Annotated in this window: 12 protein-coding genes; 6 read left to right on the forward strand and 6 right to left on the reverse strand. The window is 71.1% G+C overall.

Annotation, left to right across the window (positions count from 1 at the left end; genetic code table 11):
* The first annotated feature begins 17 nt into the window (after nucleotides 1-17).
* Together ACZ5GP_RS13610 and metG are read left to right on the forward strand one after the other, a co-directional pair.
* Entirely contained in the window at nucleotides 18-2,147 is a 2,130-nt protein-coding gene (locus tag ACZ5GP_RS13610) for a VWA domain-containing protein (RefSeq protein WP_468751013.1), read from the forward strand.
* Between the two features lie 10 nt (nucleotides 2,148-2,157).
* Nucleotides 2,158-3,792: a methionine--tRNA ligase gene (metG, locus tag ACZ5GP_RS13615; protein ID WP_468751014.1), complete on the forward strand. Its 1,635-nt coding sequence runs from the start codon at nucleotides 2,158-2,160 to the stop codon at nucleotides 3,790-3,792.
* Nucleotides 3,793-3,852: 60 nt separating this feature from the next.
* On the opposite strand, the gene ACZ5GP_RS13620 is transcribed toward metG, so the two are convergent.
* Nucleotides 3,853-4,437 carry a TetR/AcrR family transcriptional regulator gene (locus tag ACZ5GP_RS13620; RefSeq protein WP_468751015.1) on the reverse strand — a complete coding sequence of 195 codons (585 nt, stop codon included), beginning with the start codon at nucleotides 4,435-4,437 and terminating at the stop codon, nucleotides 3,853-3,855.
* Between the two features lie 116 nt (nucleotides 4,438-4,553).
* Between ACZ5GP_RS13620 and ACZ5GP_RS13625 the strand changes: the two genes are divergently transcribed.
* Nucleotides 4,554-5,438, forward strand: coding sequence for an NAD(P)-dependent oxidoreductase (locus tag ACZ5GP_RS13625; protein ID WP_468751016.1), 885 nt, complete (start codon nucleotides 4,554-4,556; stop codon nucleotides 5,436-5,438).
* 95 nt (nucleotides 5,439-5,533) lie between these two features.
* A complete protein-coding gene (locus ACZ5GP_RS13630) occupies nucleotides 5,534-5,713 on the forward strand; it encodes a hypothetical protein (RefSeq protein WP_468751017.1) in 180 nt (59 codons plus the stop codon).
* 82 nt (nucleotides 5,714-5,795) lie between these two features.
* Here ACZ5GP_RS13630 and aspS read toward each other — a convergent pair whose 3' ends face one another.
* Entirely contained in the window at nucleotides 5,796-7,559 is a 1,764-nt protein-coding gene (gene aspS, locus ACZ5GP_RS13635; protein WP_468751018.1) for an aspartate--tRNA ligase, read from the reverse strand.
* A gap of 199 nt (nucleotides 7,560-7,758) precedes the next feature.
* Here aspS and ACZ5GP_RS13640 point away from each other — a divergent pair, with 199 nt between their 5' ends.
* The gene (locus tag ACZ5GP_RS13640; protein ID WP_468751019.1) at nucleotides 7,759-9,948 is read left to right on the forward strand and encodes an ATP-binding SpoIIE family protein phosphatase; all 2,190 of its coding nucleotides are present in this window, start codon (nucleotides 7,759-7,761) and stop codon (nucleotides 9,946-9,948) included.
* An 81-nt stretch (nucleotides 9,949-10,029) separates the two neighbouring features.
* On the opposite strand, the gene ACZ5GP_RS13645 is transcribed toward ACZ5GP_RS13640, so the two are convergent.
* The 4 genes from ACZ5GP_RS13645 to ACZ5GP_RS13660 form a co-directional block, all read right to left on the reverse strand.
* Nucleotides 10,030-11,079, reverse strand: coding sequence for an AI-2E family transporter (locus tag ACZ5GP_RS13645; protein WP_468751020.1), 1,050 nt, complete (start codon nucleotides 11,077-11,079; stop codon nucleotides 10,030-10,032).
* A gap of 73 nt (nucleotides 11,080-11,152) precedes the next feature.
* Complete coding sequence (locus ACZ5GP_RS13650) at nucleotides 11,153-12,109, reverse strand: pirin family protein (RefSeq protein WP_468751021.1); 957 nt, start codon at nucleotides 12,107-12,109, stop codon at nucleotides 11,153-11,155.
* Between the two features lie 118 nt (nucleotides 12,110-12,227).
* On the reverse strand, nucleotides 12,228-13,946 hold the full coding sequence (locus ACZ5GP_RS13655) for a glycerophosphodiester phosphodiesterase family protein (RefSeq protein WP_468751022.1): 1,719 nt from the start codon (nucleotides 13,944-13,946) through the stop codon (nucleotides 12,228-12,230).
* Between the two features lie 207 nt (nucleotides 13,947-14,153).
* The gene (locus ACZ5GP_RS13660; RefSeq protein ID WP_361079751.1) at nucleotides 14,154-14,645 is read right to left on the reverse strand and encodes an SseB family protein; all 492 of its coding nucleotides are present in this window, start codon (nucleotides 14,643-14,645) and stop codon (nucleotides 14,154-14,156) included.
* A gap of 119 nt (nucleotides 14,646-14,764) precedes the next feature.
* Between ACZ5GP_RS13660 and ACZ5GP_RS13665 the strand changes: the two genes are divergently transcribed.
* Nucleotides 14,765-16,591, forward strand: coding sequence for an acyl-CoA dehydrogenase (locus ACZ5GP_RS13665; protein ID WP_468751023.1), 1,827 nt, complete (start codon nucleotides 14,765-14,767; stop codon nucleotides 16,589-16,591).
* The last annotated feature ends 247 nt before the right edge of the window (nucleotides 16,592-16,838 follow it).

The raw sequence follows: 16,838 nt of genomic DNA on the forward strand, positions 1-16,838 counted from the left end.
AACCGTCTGCCTCGACGGTGAGTGACCTGGTCGCGGCGGCGTTCGACAAGGTCAAGCGCCGGGCTCCGGACCCTGAACCGGACCCCGCGCCCCCCGCCGAGGGTCCCGCGACCGAGCCGAAGCCCGAGACCGCCCAGGAGCCTGCGACCGAGCCGAAGGCGGAGACCGCCCCGGAGCGCACGGCCGAGACAGACGCCGAGCCGAAGGCGAAGACTGTCCAGGAGCGCACGGCCAAGACGGAGGCCGACACCGAGCCGAAGGCCGAAACCACCCCGGAGCGCGCGGCTGAGACAGACGCCGAGCCGAAGGCCACGGCCGACGCGCAGCCTGCGGCTGAAACTGAGGCCACGGCGAAGTCGGAGGCCGCTACGAAGCCTGCGGCTGACGGTTCGCCGAAGACTGCCGCCGCCCAGGAGCCTGCGACCGAGGCAGAGGCCGAGCCGAAGGCAGAGGATGCCCCGGAGCGCGCGGCCAAGGCGAAGGCGGAGGCCGAGCCGAAGGCAGAGGCGGAGGCCGACGCGCAGCCTGCGGCTGAGACCGAGCCCACGGCCAAGGCCAAGGGCAAGGTGGAGGCGAACCCAGAGGCCCAGCCCGAGGCCACGGCTGAGGGCAAGCCCGAAGCGAAGGCCGGGACCAAGGCCAAGACGAAGCCCGACGACAAGGCGAAGCCCGAAGCCAAGGCCGAGCCCGACCCGAAGGCTGCTGCCGCCCAGGACACTGCGGCTGAGCCGAACGCCGAGGACGGCCCGGAGCGCGCGGCCGAGGCGAAGGCCGACGCACAGCCTGCGGCTGAGACCGAGCCCAAGGCCGAGGGCAAGGCGGAGGTGGAGCCAGAGGTCCAGCCCGAGGGCAAGCCCGAAGCTAAGGCCGGGACCGAGACGAAGGCCAAGGCCAAGACCAAGGTCGAGACCGAGACGAAGCCCGAGGCCAAGGCCAAGGCCGAGCCTGAGGCGAAGCCTGAGGACAAGGCGGAGGGCAAGGCCGAGACCGAGCCCAAGCCCGAAGAACCCGAGGTGAAGCCCGGGGCCAAGGCGAAGCGCGAAGCCAAGGTGCAGGCGAAGCCTGAGGACAAGGCGAAGGCCGAGGCGAAGCCCGCAGCCAAGGCCGAGGCCAAGAGGCAGGCCGAGCCCGCAGCTGAACCTAAGGCCAAGGCGGAGGCTACGTCCGAGACGAAGCCCGCAGCCAAGACCGAGGCCAAGAGGCAGGCCGAGCCCGCAGCTGAACCTGAGGCCAAGGCCAAGCCCGAAGTGAAGCCCGCAGCCAAGAGCGAGGCCAAGGGGCAGGCCGCGCCCGCAGCCAAGACGGAGGCTGCGTCCGAGGCGAAGCCCGCAGCCAAGGCGGAGGCCAAGCCCGCAGCCGTGTCCGGAGTCAAGGCCGAGGGCAAGGGGAAGGCCGAAGCCGGGTCCGGGGCCGAGAAGGCCGGGGTTGGCGGTGGCGGCAAGGGGGTTGCCGGGGTTCGGGGGGTGGCTCCTGGGTTGGTTGCCGCGTACAAGGCCGCCGGGGGCGTGTTGAAGAAGCGGGGGCTGGACGGGGTGCGCGCGGCCGTGTACCTCGTGCTGGACCGTTCCGGGTCCATGCGGCCGTACTACAAGGACGGCTCCGCGCAGAGCCTCGCCGAGCAGGTCCTCGCGCTGGCCGCCCACACGGACCCCGAGGCCACCGTCCACGTCGTCTTCTTCTCCACCGACATCGACGGCACCGGCACCCTCACGCTCCCCGAGCACGAGGGCCGCGTCGACGAGCTGCACGCCGCCGCGGGCCACATGGGCCGCACCAGTTACCACCGCGCGATCGAAGAGGTCGTCTCGCACTACGAGTCGCACCACGAGAAGTCGGACCGCGCCGGCGAACCCGCCCTGGTGATCTTCCAGACGGACGGCGCCCCCGACGCGAAGGGCCCGGCGACCCAGGCCCTGGCGGAGGCCGCCGCGCACCCCCTCTTCTTCCAGTTCGTCGCCTTCGGCGAGCACGACGCGAAGGCCTTCGACTACCTCCGCAGGATGAAGGCGGACAACGCCGCGTTCTTCCACGCGGGCCCCACCCCCCGCGAGCTCACGGACAAGGAGCTGTACGAGGGTCTGCTGGCGTCCTGGCGCCCTGGTCCGGCCAGTGAAACCGAGGTGAGTGGATCTTCGCGGGGCCGTTAGGATTTCGACCATGGCGGCCACTGGATCCGAGAAGCAGGGAGCGGGCGAGAACGCGAAGGCGTTCTACGTCTCGACCCCCATCTACTACGTAAACGACGCTCCTCACCTGGGCCACGCCTACACGACCGTTGCAGGGGACGTGCTCACGCGCTGGCACCGTCAGCGCGGCGAGAAGGTGTGGTACCTCACCGGCACGGACGAGCACGGTCAGAAGATCATGCGCACGGCCGAGGCGAACGACGTCACCCCCCAGGAGTGGTGCGACAAGCTCGTCACCGAGGCCTGGAAGCCCCTCTGGGAGCACCTGAACATCGCCAACGACGACTTCATCCGCACCACGGAGAAGCGTCACACGGACCGGGTCCAGGAGTTCGTCCAGGATCTCTACGACAAGGGCGAGATCTACAAGGGCGGGTACGAGGGCCCGTACTGCGTGGGCTGCGAGGAGTACAAGCTCCCCGGTGACCTGATCGACGGCGAAGCGGGCGGCGAGTTCGCGGGGCAGAAGCTCTGTCCCATCCACAAGAAGCCGGTGGAGCTGGTCAAGGAGGAGAACTACTTCTTCAAGCTCAGCGAGTACGGCGACAAGCTCCTCGCCCTCTACGAGGCGAACCCCGGCTTCATCCAGCCGGAGTCCGCGCGCAACGAGGTCGTGAACTTCGTCCGGCAGGGCCTGCAGGACCTCTCCATCTCGCGCTCGACGTTCGACTGGGGCGTCAAGGTCCCGTGGGACGACAAGCACGTCATCTACGTGTGGGTCGACGCGCTCCTCAACTACGCCACGGCCGTCGGCTACGGCGCCAACCAGGAGAAGTTCGACGCCACCTTCCCGGCCGACGTCCACCTGGTCGGCAAGGACATCCTGCGCTTCCACGCGGTGATCTGGCCCGCCATGCTGATGGCGCAGGGCCTGCCGGTGCCGGGCAGGATCGCCGCCAACGGCTGGCTGATGGTCGGCGGCGAGAAGATGTCGAAGTCGAACCTGACGGGCATCAAGCCGCAGGACCTGACCTCGCACTTCGGCGTGGACGCGTACCGCTGGTACTTCCTGCGCGCCATCGCCTTCGGCAGCGACGGCTCCTTCTCCTGGGAGGACTTCACCGCCCGTTACACCAGCGAGCTGGCGAACGACTACGGCAACCTCGCCTCCCGCGTCGCGGCCATGGTCGGCAAGTACTTCGGCGGCGAGCTGCCCGAGGCCACGGCGGCGGGCGAGGCCGAGAAGGCGGTCGAGGACGGCTTGGCGAAGGCCGTCGCGGACGCCGACCGCGCGATCGGTGAGGAGCTGGACTTCCAGGCCGGCATCCTCGCCATCTTCGCCTTCGTCAAGCAGGTCAACGGCTACATCACGGAGCAGGAGCCGTGGAAGGTGGCCAAGGACGAGTCGGCGCAGGGCCGCGCCCGCCTGGCGACCATCCTCTACACGGCCGCCGAGGCGCTGCGCGCCGTCGCGGTCCTGCTGAACCCGGTCATGCCGGAGACGTCCCAGAAGCTGTGGGAGTCCCTCGGCGCGGAGGCCTCGCTGGGCGCGCTGGCCGACCAGCGGGTCCAGGACGCGGGTGCGTGGGGCCGGCTGCCCGCGGGCTCGACGGTGACGAAGGGCGCGGTGCTGTTCCCCCGCCTGGAGGAGCCGAAGAAGGCCTGACGTACGTACGTCCGAGGGCCGGGACCGCGCTGTGCGGTCCCGGCCCTTTCGCATGTGCTCTCAGGCGTACGTCCGCAGCAGCCGGGCCAGTTGCCGGCCCGCGGCCCGCAGGGGCTCCTCGCTGCGCGTGACCTGGGCGGTCACCTCCGCCCCCTCCAGCGTGCTGATGACGGTCGTGGCGACCTCGGCCGCGTCCCCGGTGGTGAAGCCGGACGCGAGCAGCTTCTGGGCGACGACACGCTCCCAGTCGCGCAGGGCGTCCGCGCACACCTGTTGGATCCGCGAGTCGGTGCCGAGGGTCTCCAGGGCGGCGGCCGTGACGGGGCAGCCGTCGGTCCAGCCCGATTCCCGCAGCGCGACCGCCAGGTCGGCGGCGCAGGCCTCGACGGCCAGGGCCGGATCGTCCTCCCGCTTCAACGCGTCTTCGAGGAGCCGGCCGAACTCCTTCTCCCCGTGCTGGATGGCGGCGACGGCAACAGCCTCCTTGCCGCCCGGGAAGAAGTGGTAGACGGAGCCGAGCGTGGCCTCCGCCTCCGTGGCGATCTGCTTGATGCCGGTGCCGACGTAACCCTGCCGCTGGATGAGCCGCGCGGCGACCACGACGATCCGCTCACGCGTGCTGGGGGGCGCGCTGTACTGACTCATCCCGTCACCTTATCCAGCTCTGAGTAGAGCGTTCGTTCTAGAGCCGTGCTACGTTTCGTCCAGGCGCTGGATAGAGCGCTCGTTCTAGTAACTGGTTGTCCCTGCCGGAGGCCCTCATGTCACAGCACGTCACCCCCGCCGTCACCGTCATCGGGCTCGGCCCCATGGGCCAGGCCATGGCCGCCGCCTTTCTCGACCGCGGCTACGAGGTCACCCTCTGGAACCGCACCGCGTCCCGCGCCGACGCGCTCGTGGCCCGCGGCGCGCGGTGGGCCCCGACGGCGGAAGCCGCCCTGGCGGCCAACGAGTTGGTGATCCTCAGCCTCACCGACTTCGACGCGATGTACGCCCTCCTCGAACCCGCCAAGGCGGCCGTCGCGGGCCGCACCCTGGTGAACCTCAGCTCGGACACCCCGGAGAAGGCCCGCGCGGGGGCCCGCTGGGTGACGGACCTGGGCGGGACGCACCTGACCGGCGGCGTCCTGTGCCCGCCGCCCCTGATCGGCACCCCCGACGCCTCGACGTTCTACAGCGGCCCGCGCGAGGCGTACGAGGCACACCGCGCGGCCCTCGAAGTGATCACCGGCAAGACGGACCACCGGGGCGAGGACCCGGGCCTGGCCGCGCTCATGTACCAGCTGAACATGGCCATCTTCTGGCCGTCGATGATCGCCTACTGGCAGGCCGTGGCCGTGGCCGCCGCCCACGGCCTCACGGCCTCGGACATCGCGCCCTACGCCGCGGAGAACTTCGCCGGCATGGGCCACTTCATCGACTTCTACGCCCCCCGCATCGACGCGGGCAACCACGCCGGCGACGTGGACCGCGCCTCGATGGGCCTGGCCAGCATGGACCACGTCGTCCACACGGCCCGCGACGCGGGCGTGGACACGGCCTTCCCGGAAGCGGTCCAGGACCTGTTCCGCCGCGTCGTGGCCGCGGGCCACGGCTCGGACAGCTTCAGCACGGCGGTGGAACTCATGAAGTCCCCGAAAGAGTGACGGCGCGCTGCGCACAGCTCACGGTGAGCTAAGTCATGCGGGGTGATGGCTTAATTTGACGGCGTCTTCACACTCGACTACGTAAGCTTCACGACATGGCCACGACTCACTCCCCCGACCGGCGCCGTACCGCCGACGAGGTCAACGAGGAGATCCGTGCGCTGTGGCTGGGCGCCGGCGGCCGGTTGCGGCCCGACGAGCGACGGGTGTACGAGCAGCTCGTCACCGAATGGGCCGAGGCCGAGGCCAACTCCTCGCCCACGCACGCCGCCTGACAGCGCACGCGGACTCTCACGACCCGAAGAAGAACAGGAAAAGGCCCCCGGAACCGATGGTTCCGGGGGCCTTTTACGGCCGCTACTGCGCCGCGGGCTTGCGCAGCGAGATGTTCAGCTCCCGCAGCCGCGACTCGTCCAGCTCGGTGGGCGCGCCCATCATCAGGTCCTGCGCGTTGCCGTTGAGCGGGAAGGCGATCGTCTCGCGGATGTTCGGCTCGTCCGCGAGGAGCATGACGATGCGGTCGACGCCGGGCGCGATGCCGCCGTGCGGCGGGGCGCCGAGGCGGAAGGCGCGCAGCATGCCCGCGAACTCCTGCTCGACGGTCTCCGCGTCGTAGCCCGCGATCTCGAAGGCCTTCAGCATGACCTCGGGCTCGTGGTTGCGGATCGCGCCGGAGGACAGCTCGATGCCGTTGCAGACGATGTCGTACTGCCAGGCGAGGATGTCCAGCGGGTCCTTCTCCTCCAGGTCCTTCATGCCGCCCTGGGGCATGGAGAACGGGTTGTGGGAGAAGTCGATCTTGCCGGTCTCCTCGTCCTTCTCGTACATCGGGAAGTCGACGATCCAGCAGAAGCGGAAGACGCCCTCCTCGAAGTGCCCGGCCCGCTTGGCGGCCTCGACGCGCACCGCCGACATGATCTTGGAGACCTCGTCGAACTCGCCCGCGCCGAAGAAGACGGCGTGCCCGGCGGCGAGGCCGAGCCGCTTGGTCAGCTCCTCGACGTTCGCCTCGGTCAGGAACTTGGCGATCGGGCCGCTCAGCGAGCCGTCCTCGGCGACGCGCACCCAGGCGAGGCCCTTGGCGCCCTGCTCGACGGCGTAGTCACCGAGGCCGTCGAAGAACTTGCGGGACTGCCCGGCGGTGTCCGGCACCGGCAGCGCGCGCACGTGCTTGCCCGCGAAGGCCTTGAAGTCGGAGCCCGCGAAGATGTCCGTGATGTCGTGCAGTTCGAGCTTGGCGCGCAGGTCCGGCTTGTCGTTGCCGTACTTCAGCATCGACTCGCGGAACGGGATGCGCGGGAAGGGCGAGGTGACCTCGCGGCCGCCGCCGAACTCCGTGAACAGCTCCGTCATCAGCTTCTCGATGGGCTGGAAGACGTCCTCCTGCTCCACGAAGCTCATCTCGACGTCGAGCTGGTAGAACTCGCCCGGCGAGCGGTCCGCGCGCGCGTCCTCGTCGCGGAAGCAGGGCGCGATCTGGAAGTAGCGGTCGAAGCCCGAGATCATCAGCAGCTGCTTGAACTGCTGCGGGGCCTGCGGCAGGGCGTAGAACTTGCCGGGGTTCAGGCGGGAGGGGACGACGAAGTCGCGGGCGCCCTCGGGGGAGGTCGCGGTGAGGATCGGCGTCGCCATCTCGTTGAAGCCGAGGGCCACCATCTTCGAGCGGATCGCGGCGATCACGGCGCTGCGCAGCATGATGTTGCGGTGCATGCGCTCGCGGCGCAGGTCCAGGAAGCGGTACTCCAGGCGCCGCTCCTCGTTCACGCCGTCCTCGGCGTTGATCGTGAAGGGCAGCGGGCCGGCGGCGCCGAGCACCTCGACCTCGGCGGCCTCGATCTCGATCTCGCCGGTGGGCAGCTCGGGGTTGACGTTGTCGGCGCCGCGCGAGACGACCTTGCCGTCGACGCGGACGACCGTCTCCTTGGACAGCTTGTCCAGGACCTCGGCCGCCGCGGTGCCCGGACGGGCCACCAGCTGCGTGATGCCGTAGTGGTCGCGGACATCGATGAACAGAATGCCGCCCAGGTCTCGGCGATTGTGCAGCCAGCCGCTGAGCCGGACGTCGGTGCCGACGTCAGAGGCGCGGAGCTCGCCGCAGGTGTGGGACCTGTACCGATGCATCGTCGTTCATCCAGTCTTCGCGAATAGGGGAGAGAGCAGACGCTCCCCAGGCTACCGCCCGGGCGAAGATCGGTTTCCGGATATCCGCCGGTGGCCGCCCTTCCGGGCTCCCCCCGGACCCCTTCCGGGCCGGGAAAGGGCCCGTTCCCGGAACCGGGCTCGGTGGCGGCTTTCCCCTCCATCTTCCTAAAGTGGGTCAATGCGCACCGACGATCCCCTCTCGCAGGCGGGGAACGACTCCCTGCCTCCCGTACGGGACGTCCTTGCCGCCATCGCGACCGGCCTGTGGCGCTGGGACAACGCGTCCGGGACCGTCACGCTCGACGCCGAGGCCGCCCGGCTGCTCGGCCTGCCCGCCCGCCCGCAGACCCTGACGGAGGCGGCGGTGCGCTCCCGCTTCCACCCGGTCGACTGGAACGAGATCTACGGAACGGTGCAGCTCGCCGTCGCCGAGGGCACCCTCGCCGAGGCCCGGCTGCGGATCATGGACGACACGGGACGGCGCGTCCTGCGCACCGTACGCAGCCGCTCCAAGCCCGTGCTGCACGACGCGACCGAGGCGTACGAGCTGATCGGCACCCTCCAGGAGGTGACCGAGCCCGCGCCCGGCACCGCCGCCCGCACGCCCGTCACGGGCGACTGGCGCCGCTCCCGGGAGGCGTTCCTGCTCGACGCGGGCCGGGCGCTGGCCGAGGCGCGCTCCACGGAGGAGGTGCTGCGGGTCGCGGCGGGCCTGTCCATGCCGGGGTTCTCGCCCGACGGGCTCGCGGTCTTCGGGGTGGCGGGCGACCGGCTCTCGATCATCGGGCACCACGGCCACCAGCCCGGGGACGACGGGCCCTTCTCGGCGATGCCGCTGGACACCGACTACCCGGCCGCCGAGGTGGTGCGCACCGGCCGTGCCGTCTACCTCTCCTCGCCCGAGGACTACCGCCGCCGCTATCCGGCGGCCTGGCCGCTCGCCCAGCGCTTCGAACGGCAGTCGTGGGCGTTTTTGCCGCTGACGGTGGCGGGCCGCACGATGGGCGCGTGGATGGCGGCCTTCGCGTATCCGGTGTCCTTCACGCCCGACGAGCGTTCCGTCCTGACGACGGTCGCCAGGATGCTGGCGCAGGCGCTGTCGCGGGCCGGGGTCGCCGAGTCCGAGCGGGAGCTGACGGAGGGCCTGCAGCGCTCCATGCTGCCGATGCTCGGGCCGCGGATCCCGGGGATGAGCGTGGCGGCCCGCTATGTGCCGACCGGCGGCGGGCTCCAGGTCGGCGGCGACTGGTACGACATGATCCAGCTGCCCAGCGGCCGGATCGCCTTCGTCATCGGCGACGTACAGGGGCACGACGTGCGCGCGGCGGGCCTGATGGGGCAGCTGCGGATCGCCCTGCGCGCGTACGCCTCCGAGGGGCACCGCCCGGACGCGGTCCTGTCGCGGGCCACCCGGTTCCTGTCGGGGATCACCGAGTCGATCACGTACGGCTCCAGCGGCCACGGCGCCGACGAGTCCACGGTGTACGACCCGCGCTTCGCGACCTGCCTGTACGTGGAGGCCGACCCGGCGACCGGCGTCCTGGAGATCGCCCGCGCCGGCCATCCCGAACCGGCGATACGCATGAGTGACGGAACGGTTCTGCTCAGGCCCACGGCGGGCGGTCTGCCGCTGGGCATCGACCCGGACGCGGACTATCCGACGACGCGCCTGGTCCTGGAACCCGGTGAGACCATGCTGATCTGCACGGACGGTCTGATCGAGACCGGCGGCCACGACCTGGACAGCGGCTGGTCCCGTATCCGGTCGATCCTGGAGGGGTACCTGGGCGAGGACGAACAGGACGGCCTGGAACTCCTCGCCGACCGGCTCGTACAGGCCGTGCACGGGCCCGCCTCGCACTACACCACGGGACCGCTCGCCGACCGCCGCGAGGACGACGTCGCCGTCCTGCTGCTGAGCCGCACCGGGCGCCCCGAGCAGCGCACGGACGCCCGTCGCACCGTCCTCACCGTCGCGCAGGCCGAACCGGAGCGCGTCGCGGGCGCCCGCAGGCACCTGCGGGACCTGCTGCACGACTGGGCGGACGACGAGCAGGTCGACTCGGCGGTCCTGATGGTCTCGGAGATGCTGACGAACGTCCTGGTGCACACGGACGGGGACGCCCTCCTGGTCGCCGAGGTCACCGGCGAGCCCGGCGCGCGCCGGCTGCGGGCCGAGGTCGCGGACGGCAGCGACGACCTGCCGCACAAGCGCCGGCCGGGCGAGATGGCCTCGTCGGGGCGCGGCCTGGTCCTGATGGAGCTGCTCGCCGGGGCGTGGGGCGTGGACCCGCGCGGGGACGGCAAGAGCATCTGGTTCGAGCTCTACGAGGACGCGAATGCCGCCGGCGGTGACGCGGAGGACTGAGTACCGGGGCAGTGGCGGGGCATCGACGACGTGCGGGTCGTCGGGGGCTCGGCGCGCGGTTCCCCGCGCCCCTTCGGGGCGCTACTCGGGGTGCTGAGCCGCACCGGAGTAGCGGGAGCGCAGTTCCGACAGGACGCCGAAGGCCGCTGCCGTCAGCGGCACCGCGAGCAGCATCCCGAGGATTCCGGCCACCGACGCGCCCGCCGTGATCGCCAGCATGACCACCGCCGGGTGCATCTGCACGGTACGGCTCTGGATCATCGGCTGGAGGATGTGCCCTTCCAGGACCTGTACGGCCAGGACCACGCCGAGCGCCCAGAGCGCGATGGCGAAGCCCCGGTCGGCGAGGGCGACCAGGATCGCCACCGCGCCGGACAGGAAGGCGCCGAGGTAGGGGATGTAGGCGCCGACGAAGACGAGCGCGCCGAGCCCGAGGGCGCCCGGGACGCGCAGGACCAGCAGTCCGACAGTGATGCACAGGGCGTCGATGAACGCGATGATCGTCGTGCCGCGCATGAAGCCCTCGATGGCCTCGAAGGCGCGCCGCGCCATGACCTCGGCGGTGTCGGCGCTGTCGCCGGGGGCGAGTGAGCGCAGCGCGCCCAACGCGCGGCCGGAGTCGCGCAGGAAGAAGAAGACGAGCAGCAGCGCGAGGACGGCCATCGCCATCATCTCGCCGACGGTGCTGAGTCCGCTGATCACCCCGGACGCCGCCGTGCCGCCGAACTTGCCGAACAGCTCCTTGGCGTTGGACGCCATGTCGTCGAGCGAGGTGCCGGCCGCGCCGAAGTACTTCGACAGGTCGGTCGCGGCCTGCTTGAGGGAGGCGATGATCTGGTCGCCGCTGTCGATCAGCGCCTTGACCACGATGTACGTCGCCCCGCCCACGACGGCGACGACGGCCGCGCAGGTCAGCCCGGCGGCGAGGGAGCGCTGCACCCGCATCCTGAGCAGGCGCCGGTACAGCGGACCGAGGAGCGCGGTGCCGAGCAGGGCGAGCAGGACCGGGGTGACGGCCGTCTTGAGGGTGACGCAGAGCCAGACCCCCACGGCGGCCACGCCGGTGACCAGGAGGACGACGCCGCACCAGGCGGCGGCGCGACGGGCGGGCTCGGGCAGGAGGGTGTCCACCCCTCCTACCCGAGCACGGGGCCGGGCGCCGCGCACGTCATGTACGGCTACATGCCGTGCGGGTCAGGTACGGCTACATGCCGTGCACGGCCGGGACCTTGCCGAGGAGTCCCTTCTGGAAGTCCTCGAAGGCCTGCTGGAGTTCGGCCTGGCTGTTCATCACGAACGGCCCGTAGTGCGCCATGGGCTCGCAGATCGGCTGCCCGCCGAGCAGGACGACCTCCAGGTCGGGGGCGTGCGCGTCCTGCCGCTCGTCGGCGCGGACGGTCAGCGCGGAACCGGCGCCGAGGACGGCGGTCTGCCCCACGTGCACGGGGCGCCGCTCGGCCCCGACCGTGCCGCGGCCGGCGAGGACGTACGCGAGTCCGTTGAAGTCCGCGCGCCAGGGCAGCGTCACCTCGGCGCCGGGCCGCACGGTCGCGTGGATCATCGTGATCGGCGTGTGCGTGATGCCGGGGCCCTCGTGCCCGTCCAGCTCACCGGCGATGACGCGGAGCAGCGCGCCTCCGTCGGGGGAGGTGAGCAGCTGGACCTGGCCGCCGCGGATGTCCTGGTAGCGGGGGTCCATCATCTTGTCCCTGGCGGGCAGGTTCACCCACAGCTGGAGGCCGTGGAAAAGGCCACCGGACAGGACGAGGTCCTCCGGCGGCGCCTCGATGTGCAGCAGGCCGCTGCCGGCCGTCATCCACTGGGTGTCGCCGCCGCGGATGGTGCCGCCGCCCCCGTTGGAGTCCCGGTGGACGAAGGTACCGTCGATCAGGTAGGTGACCGTCTCGAAGCCGCGGTGCGGGTGCCAGGGGGTGCCCTTGGGCTCCCCGGCGGCATACTCCACCTCACCCATCTGGTCCATCATGATGAACGGGTCGAGGTACTTGTAGTCGATCCCCGCGAAGGCCCGGCGCACCGGGAAGCCCTCGCCCTCGAAGCCGCTGGGCGCGGTGGTCACGGCGAGCACGGGGCGGGCCACGGCGTCGGCCGGTGCCACCACTCGGGGCAGGGTCAGCGGGTTCTCGACGGTCACTGCAGGCATGGTCGGACCTCCTTGTGCGCTCACTTTAGTTGAACATAGAACTTTCTGTCATCTGAACGAACGGGACCCGGAGGGCATTCCCTCCGGGTCCCACGGGTGGCTTGATCTGTTCCGTCGGTTACGGGCGCACCGGCTCCAGTTGGAGGTAGTCCAGGTTCCAGTTCTGGAACGCGCCCGCGTCCAGGGACAGCAGTACGTGGTGGTGGCCGGGGGCCAGCTCCCGGGGATCGCGGCCGTCCTGGAGGTCGAAGGCGTGGTGGGCGGTGGTGTTGGCGATCGATACCGGCTTGCCCGGGCGGCCGCGGTCGAAGGCGATCCGGTAGGTGCCGGCGGGGGAGTACGGGGACGAGACGCGGGCCTTGAGGGTGTAGCGGCCGGCCTTCGGTACGTCGAATCCGTAGGTCAGCCACTCCGAGCCGCGCATCCAGCAGACGACCACCGCGCCGTCGTGGTCGCACACGTCGACGTTCTCGCCCCGCCGCCCCGGCCCGTCGCCCCGGTTCCCGGGGTCGATGTCGTGGTAGGCCCGGCCCTCGCCGCCGGGGGCGTAGTTCTCCGCCTGGACGCGTACTGCCCCGGCCGGCACGGGGTCGGGGGCGCCGGTGGTCAGATAGGACCTCAGCGCCCGGACGTTGTCGGTCTGGAGGATCGTCGCCTTGTGGCGGGCGATGAGCGCGCCCCAGCCGTGCGCCGGGTCGATCAGCGAGGCCTCGTCGGTGTACCGGGCCGCGTAGCCGTTGCGCATGGTGTTGAACCACACGCGGCCGGTCGCCCGCAGTCCCTCGGTGAAGGCGGGAGCGGCCACCTTGTCGCGGACGTCGTCGAAGACGACCTCGAACGCGGGCGGCCGGTTCTGGCCGAAATCCCCCACGGAAGCGGCGTTGGCGTCGTCCACCAGGTGCATGTAGAGCGCGCCCCGGTGCCGGTCGAGGAACGCCCGTACTTCCGCGGCCGGCGCCCTGGACTTGAAGAGGCCGTTGCGCACGGTGCCGGTCTGCTCCAGCACCCGCCAGACGGCCTCGCGGTCCTTCCAGGCCTGGTCGAGATTGACGAGGCCGAGGGTGCGGGCGGCCCCCATGGCCTCCGCGAGGGTCGGCACCCGCTCGCCGGTGACCGCCGCCTGGCGTCCGCCCAGTCCCGCGCGCAGACGCAGGCCGCGCAGCTGGGCGAGGGTGAGGTCGGCGACGCGGCCGGTGCCGTTGGTCGTGCGGTCCACTCTTTCGTCGTGCATCAGGACGGGCACCCCGTCCTTGGTCAGCCGGACATCGACCTCGACGATCTCCGCGCCGTCGGTGAAACCCGCCCGGACCGCGGCGAGGCTGTTCTCGGGGGCCCTGCGCCACTGGCCCCGGTGGGCGGCGATCATGACCCCGGCCCTGGGCCCGTGATCGAGGAAGGCACGGTGGGCGCGGTCGGCGGGGGTCTCGCCGGGGGCGGCGGCGTCGGTCCGGGCCAGTGGACCGCCGGGGGTGGCGGCGTCCGTCCGGGGCGGGGGAACGGCGGGGGCCGTGGGGGGCGGGGGGTGGGCGGGGGGTGCGGGGTCCGCCGGAGGGGGCGGGTTCGCGGGAGGGGCGGGGGCCGCCGCTGGAGGTGCGGGGGCCGCTGGAGGCGGGGGGCCGGGGGTGGTGACCGGGCCCCTCATGGCCGTCCCCGGCGACCCGGCGGGCGCCGCCGCTCTCGTGCCCGGGGACGCGGCGCCGAGCAGCGCCGCGCACACGGCGAAGGTCACGAGGACGGCGAGACCGCTGCCCGGAGCGGCGAGGGCGCGGCGCGCGCTCCGTGGCGAGGAGGAGCGCTGGGGTGAGGGCGAGGGCGAGGAGGGCGACGAGGAGGGCATGGTCGTGAGCATCCGCGCCCCCGCTCCGCGCGGTCCCCGACCGGGCCGGGCCCCGTCCGCCGTTCACCTGAAGCGACGATCTGAGCGCGACCCGTCCGGCGGCCGCCGGACGTCAGCCGGCACCGGGGTCACAGCCCGACGGCCGGGGTCACGGCCCGGCACCCGGGGGCACGAACCGGGGCGGCCCGGGGGCGCCAGGAGGGCAGGTCAGCCGTACATGCGCCGCATCGCGAAGTCGACCATCTGCTCCACGGCCTTCGCGTCGAAGACCATGCGGTGCTCGCCCTCCATGTCGAGGACGAAGCCGTACCCGGTGGGGAGGAGGTCGATGACCTCGGCGCCGGTGATCACGAAGTACTTGGAGTCCTTGCCGGCGTACCGGCGCAGTTCCTTGAGGGAGGTGAACATCGGGATGACGGGCTGCTGGGTGTTGTGCAGCGCGAGGAAGCCGGGGTTGTCGCCGCGCGGGCAGTAGACCTTCGAGGTCGCGAAGATCTGCTGGAAGTCCTCGGCGGACAGCGAGCCCGTGGTGAAGGCGCGCACCGCGTCCGCGAGGGACGGCGGCGAGGGCTCGGGATAGAGCGGCGGCTGCTGGCCGTACCCACCGCCGGGCATGCCCTGCATCTGCTGCGGCGGCGGCTGCGCGCCCGGCGGGGCGTACTGCTGCTGGGCGCCAGGGTTCTGGTCGTAGCCGTACATGGGTGGAAGCCTACTGAGTCACAGATGGGCGGTTAGGGGTTGCGTCTTATTACCGACGGGTAGCATCATCGTAGCTACTTACTGGTATTCCATCCCTTTCTGCTTACGGAGCCTTCGCCATGGGCCACTACAAGTCGAATCTCCGCGACATCGAGTTCAACCTCTTCGAGGTGCTCGGCCGCGACAAGCTGTACGGCACCGGCCCGTTCGCGGAGATGGACGTCGACACCGCCAAGAGCATCCTCGAAGAGCTGCGCCGCCTCGCCGAGAACGAGCTGGCCGAGTCCTTCGCGGACGCCGACCGCAACCCCCCGGTCTTCGACCCGCAGACCAACACCGCGCCCGTCCCGGCGTCCTTCAAGAAGAGCTACCAGGCCTTCATGGACTCCGAGTACTGGCGCCTCGGCCTGCCCGAGGAGATCGGCGGCACCACCGCGCCCCGCTCCCTGATCTGGGGCTACGCGGAGCTGCTGCTCGGCTCGAACCCGGCCGTGTGGATGTACTCCTCCGGCCCGGCGTTCGCCGGCATCCTCTTCGAGGAGGGCAACGAGGCGCAGAAGAAGATCGCCTCGATCGCCGTCGAGAAGCAGTGGGGCTCCACGATGGTCCTCACCGAGCCCGACGCGGGCTCGGACGTCGGCGCCGGCCGCACCAAGGCCGTGCAGCAGGCGGACGGCTCCTGGCACATCGAGGGCGTGAAGCGCTTCATCACCTCCGGTGAGCACGACATGTCGGAGAACATCCTCCACTACGTCCTCGCCCGCCCCGAGGGCCACGGCCCCGGCACCAAGGGCCTGTCCCTCTTCCTCGTACCGAAGTACGAGTTCGACTGGGAGACCGGCGAGCTGGGCGAGCGCAACGGCGTCTACGCCACCAACGTCGAGCACAAGATGGGCCTGAAGGCCTCCAACACGTGCGAGATGACCTTCGGCGACCAGCACCCTGCCAAGGGCTGGCTGATCGGCGACAAGCACGACGGCATCCGCCAGATGTTCCGCATCATCGAGTTCGCGCGGATGATGGTCGGCACGAAGGCCATCGCGACGCTGTCGACGGGCTACCTGAACGCCCTGGAGTACGCCAAGGAGCGCGTCCAGGGTCCCGACCTCGCCCAGTTCATGGACAAGACCGCGCCGAAGGTGACGATCACCCACCACCCGGACGTGCGCCGCGCGCTGATGACGCAGAAGGCGTACGCGGAGGGCATGCGCGCGCTCGTGCTGCACACCGCGGCCGTCCAGGACGAGATCCAGGTCAAGGAGGCGGCGGGCGAGGACGCGTCGGCGCTCAACGCCCTGAACGACCTGCTCCTGCCCATCGTCAAGGGCTACGGCTCGGAGAAGTCGTACGAGCTGCTGGCGCAGTCGCTCCAGACGTTCGGCGGCTCGGGGTACCTCCAGGAGTACCCGCTCGAGCAGTACATCCGGGACGCCAAGATCGACACCCTCTACGAGGGCACGACGGCCATCCAGGGGCAGGACTACTTCTTCCGGAAGATCGTCCGCAACCAGGGCGCCGCGCTGAACGGCCTCGCCGAGGAGATCAAGAAGTTCCTCGCCGTCGGCACGGGCGGCGAGACGCTGGCCGCCGCCCGCGAGGAGCTGGCCAAGGCCGCGGTCGAGCTGGAAGCCATCGTCGGCGTCATGCTGACGGACCTCGCGGCGACCGAGCAGGACGTCAAGTCCATCTACAAGGTGGGCCTCAACACCACGCGCCTGCTGATGGCGTCCGGCGACGTCGTCGTCGGCTACCTGCTGCTGCGCGGTGCGGCGGTCGCCGCGGAGAAGCTGGAGACGGCCTCCGCCAGGGACAAGGCCTTCTACGAAGGCAAGATCGCGGCGGCCAAGTTCTTCGCGACGACGGTCCTGCCGGGGGTCGCCGCCGAGCGGAAGCTCGCCGAAGGCGTTGACCTGGAGCTGATGGAGCTGGACGAGGCGGCGTTCTAGCCTCCGCGCCCACGCCGGGTACCGCGGCCCGTCCCCGTCCCCGGGGGCGGGCCGCGCGGCATGGGGCCCTGTCCCGCCGCTTCGCGGCGGATGTTTTCCCACCCACCCACCCGATTGCCCCGCATAGCCCCGGAACCGAACAAGCTCCCGCCGCGAAGCGGCGGACCAGGAGATGACGCCGGGCAACGGGCGGGTGGGTGGGAGACATCCGCCGCGAAGCGGCGGACCAGGAGATGACGCCGGGCAA

The sequence above is a fragment of the Streptomyces sp. NPDC031466 genome, from assembly GCF_055581265.1.

Coding starts and splice junctions, on each gene's coding strand:
- ACZ5GP_RS13630 (WP_468751017.1), top strand. CDS start 5,534: ATGGCCACGACTCACTCCCCCGACCGGCGCCGTACCGCCGACGAGGTC.
- ACZ5GP_RS13620 (WP_468751015.1), bottom strand. CDS start 4,437: ATGAGTCAGTACAGCGCGCCCCCCAGCACGCGTGAGCGGATCGTCGTG.
- ACZ5GP_RS13655 (WP_468751022.1), bottom strand. CDS start 13,946: ATGCCCTCCTCGTCGCCCTCCTCGCCCTCGCCCTCACCCCAGCGCTCC.
- aspS (WP_468751018.1), bottom strand. CDS start 7,559: ATGCATCGGTACAGGTCCCACACCTGCGGCGAGCTCCGCGCCTCTGAC.
- ACZ5GP_RS13650 (WP_468751021.1), bottom strand. CDS start 12,109: ATGCCTGCAGTGACCGTCGAGAACCCGCTGACCCTGCCCCGAGTGGTG.
- ACZ5GP_RS13625 (WP_468751016.1), top strand. CDS start 4,554: ATGTCACAGCACGTCACCCCCGCCGTCACCGTCATCGGGCTCGGCCCC.
- metG (WP_468751014.1), top strand. CDS start 2,158: ATGGCGGCCACTGGATCCGAGAAGCAGGGAGCGGGCGAGAACGCGAAG.
- ACZ5GP_RS13640 (WP_468751019.1), top strand. CDS start 7,759: ATGCGCACCGACGATCCCCTCTCGCAGGCGGGGAACGACTCCCTGCCT.
- ACZ5GP_RS13660 (WP_361079751.1), bottom strand. CDS start 14,645: ATGTACGGCTACGACCAGAACCCTGGCGCCCAGCAGCAGTACGCCCCG.
- ACZ5GP_RS13665 (WP_468751023.1), top strand. CDS start 14,765: ATGGGCCACTACAAGTCGAATCTCCGCGACATCGAGTTCAACCTCTTC.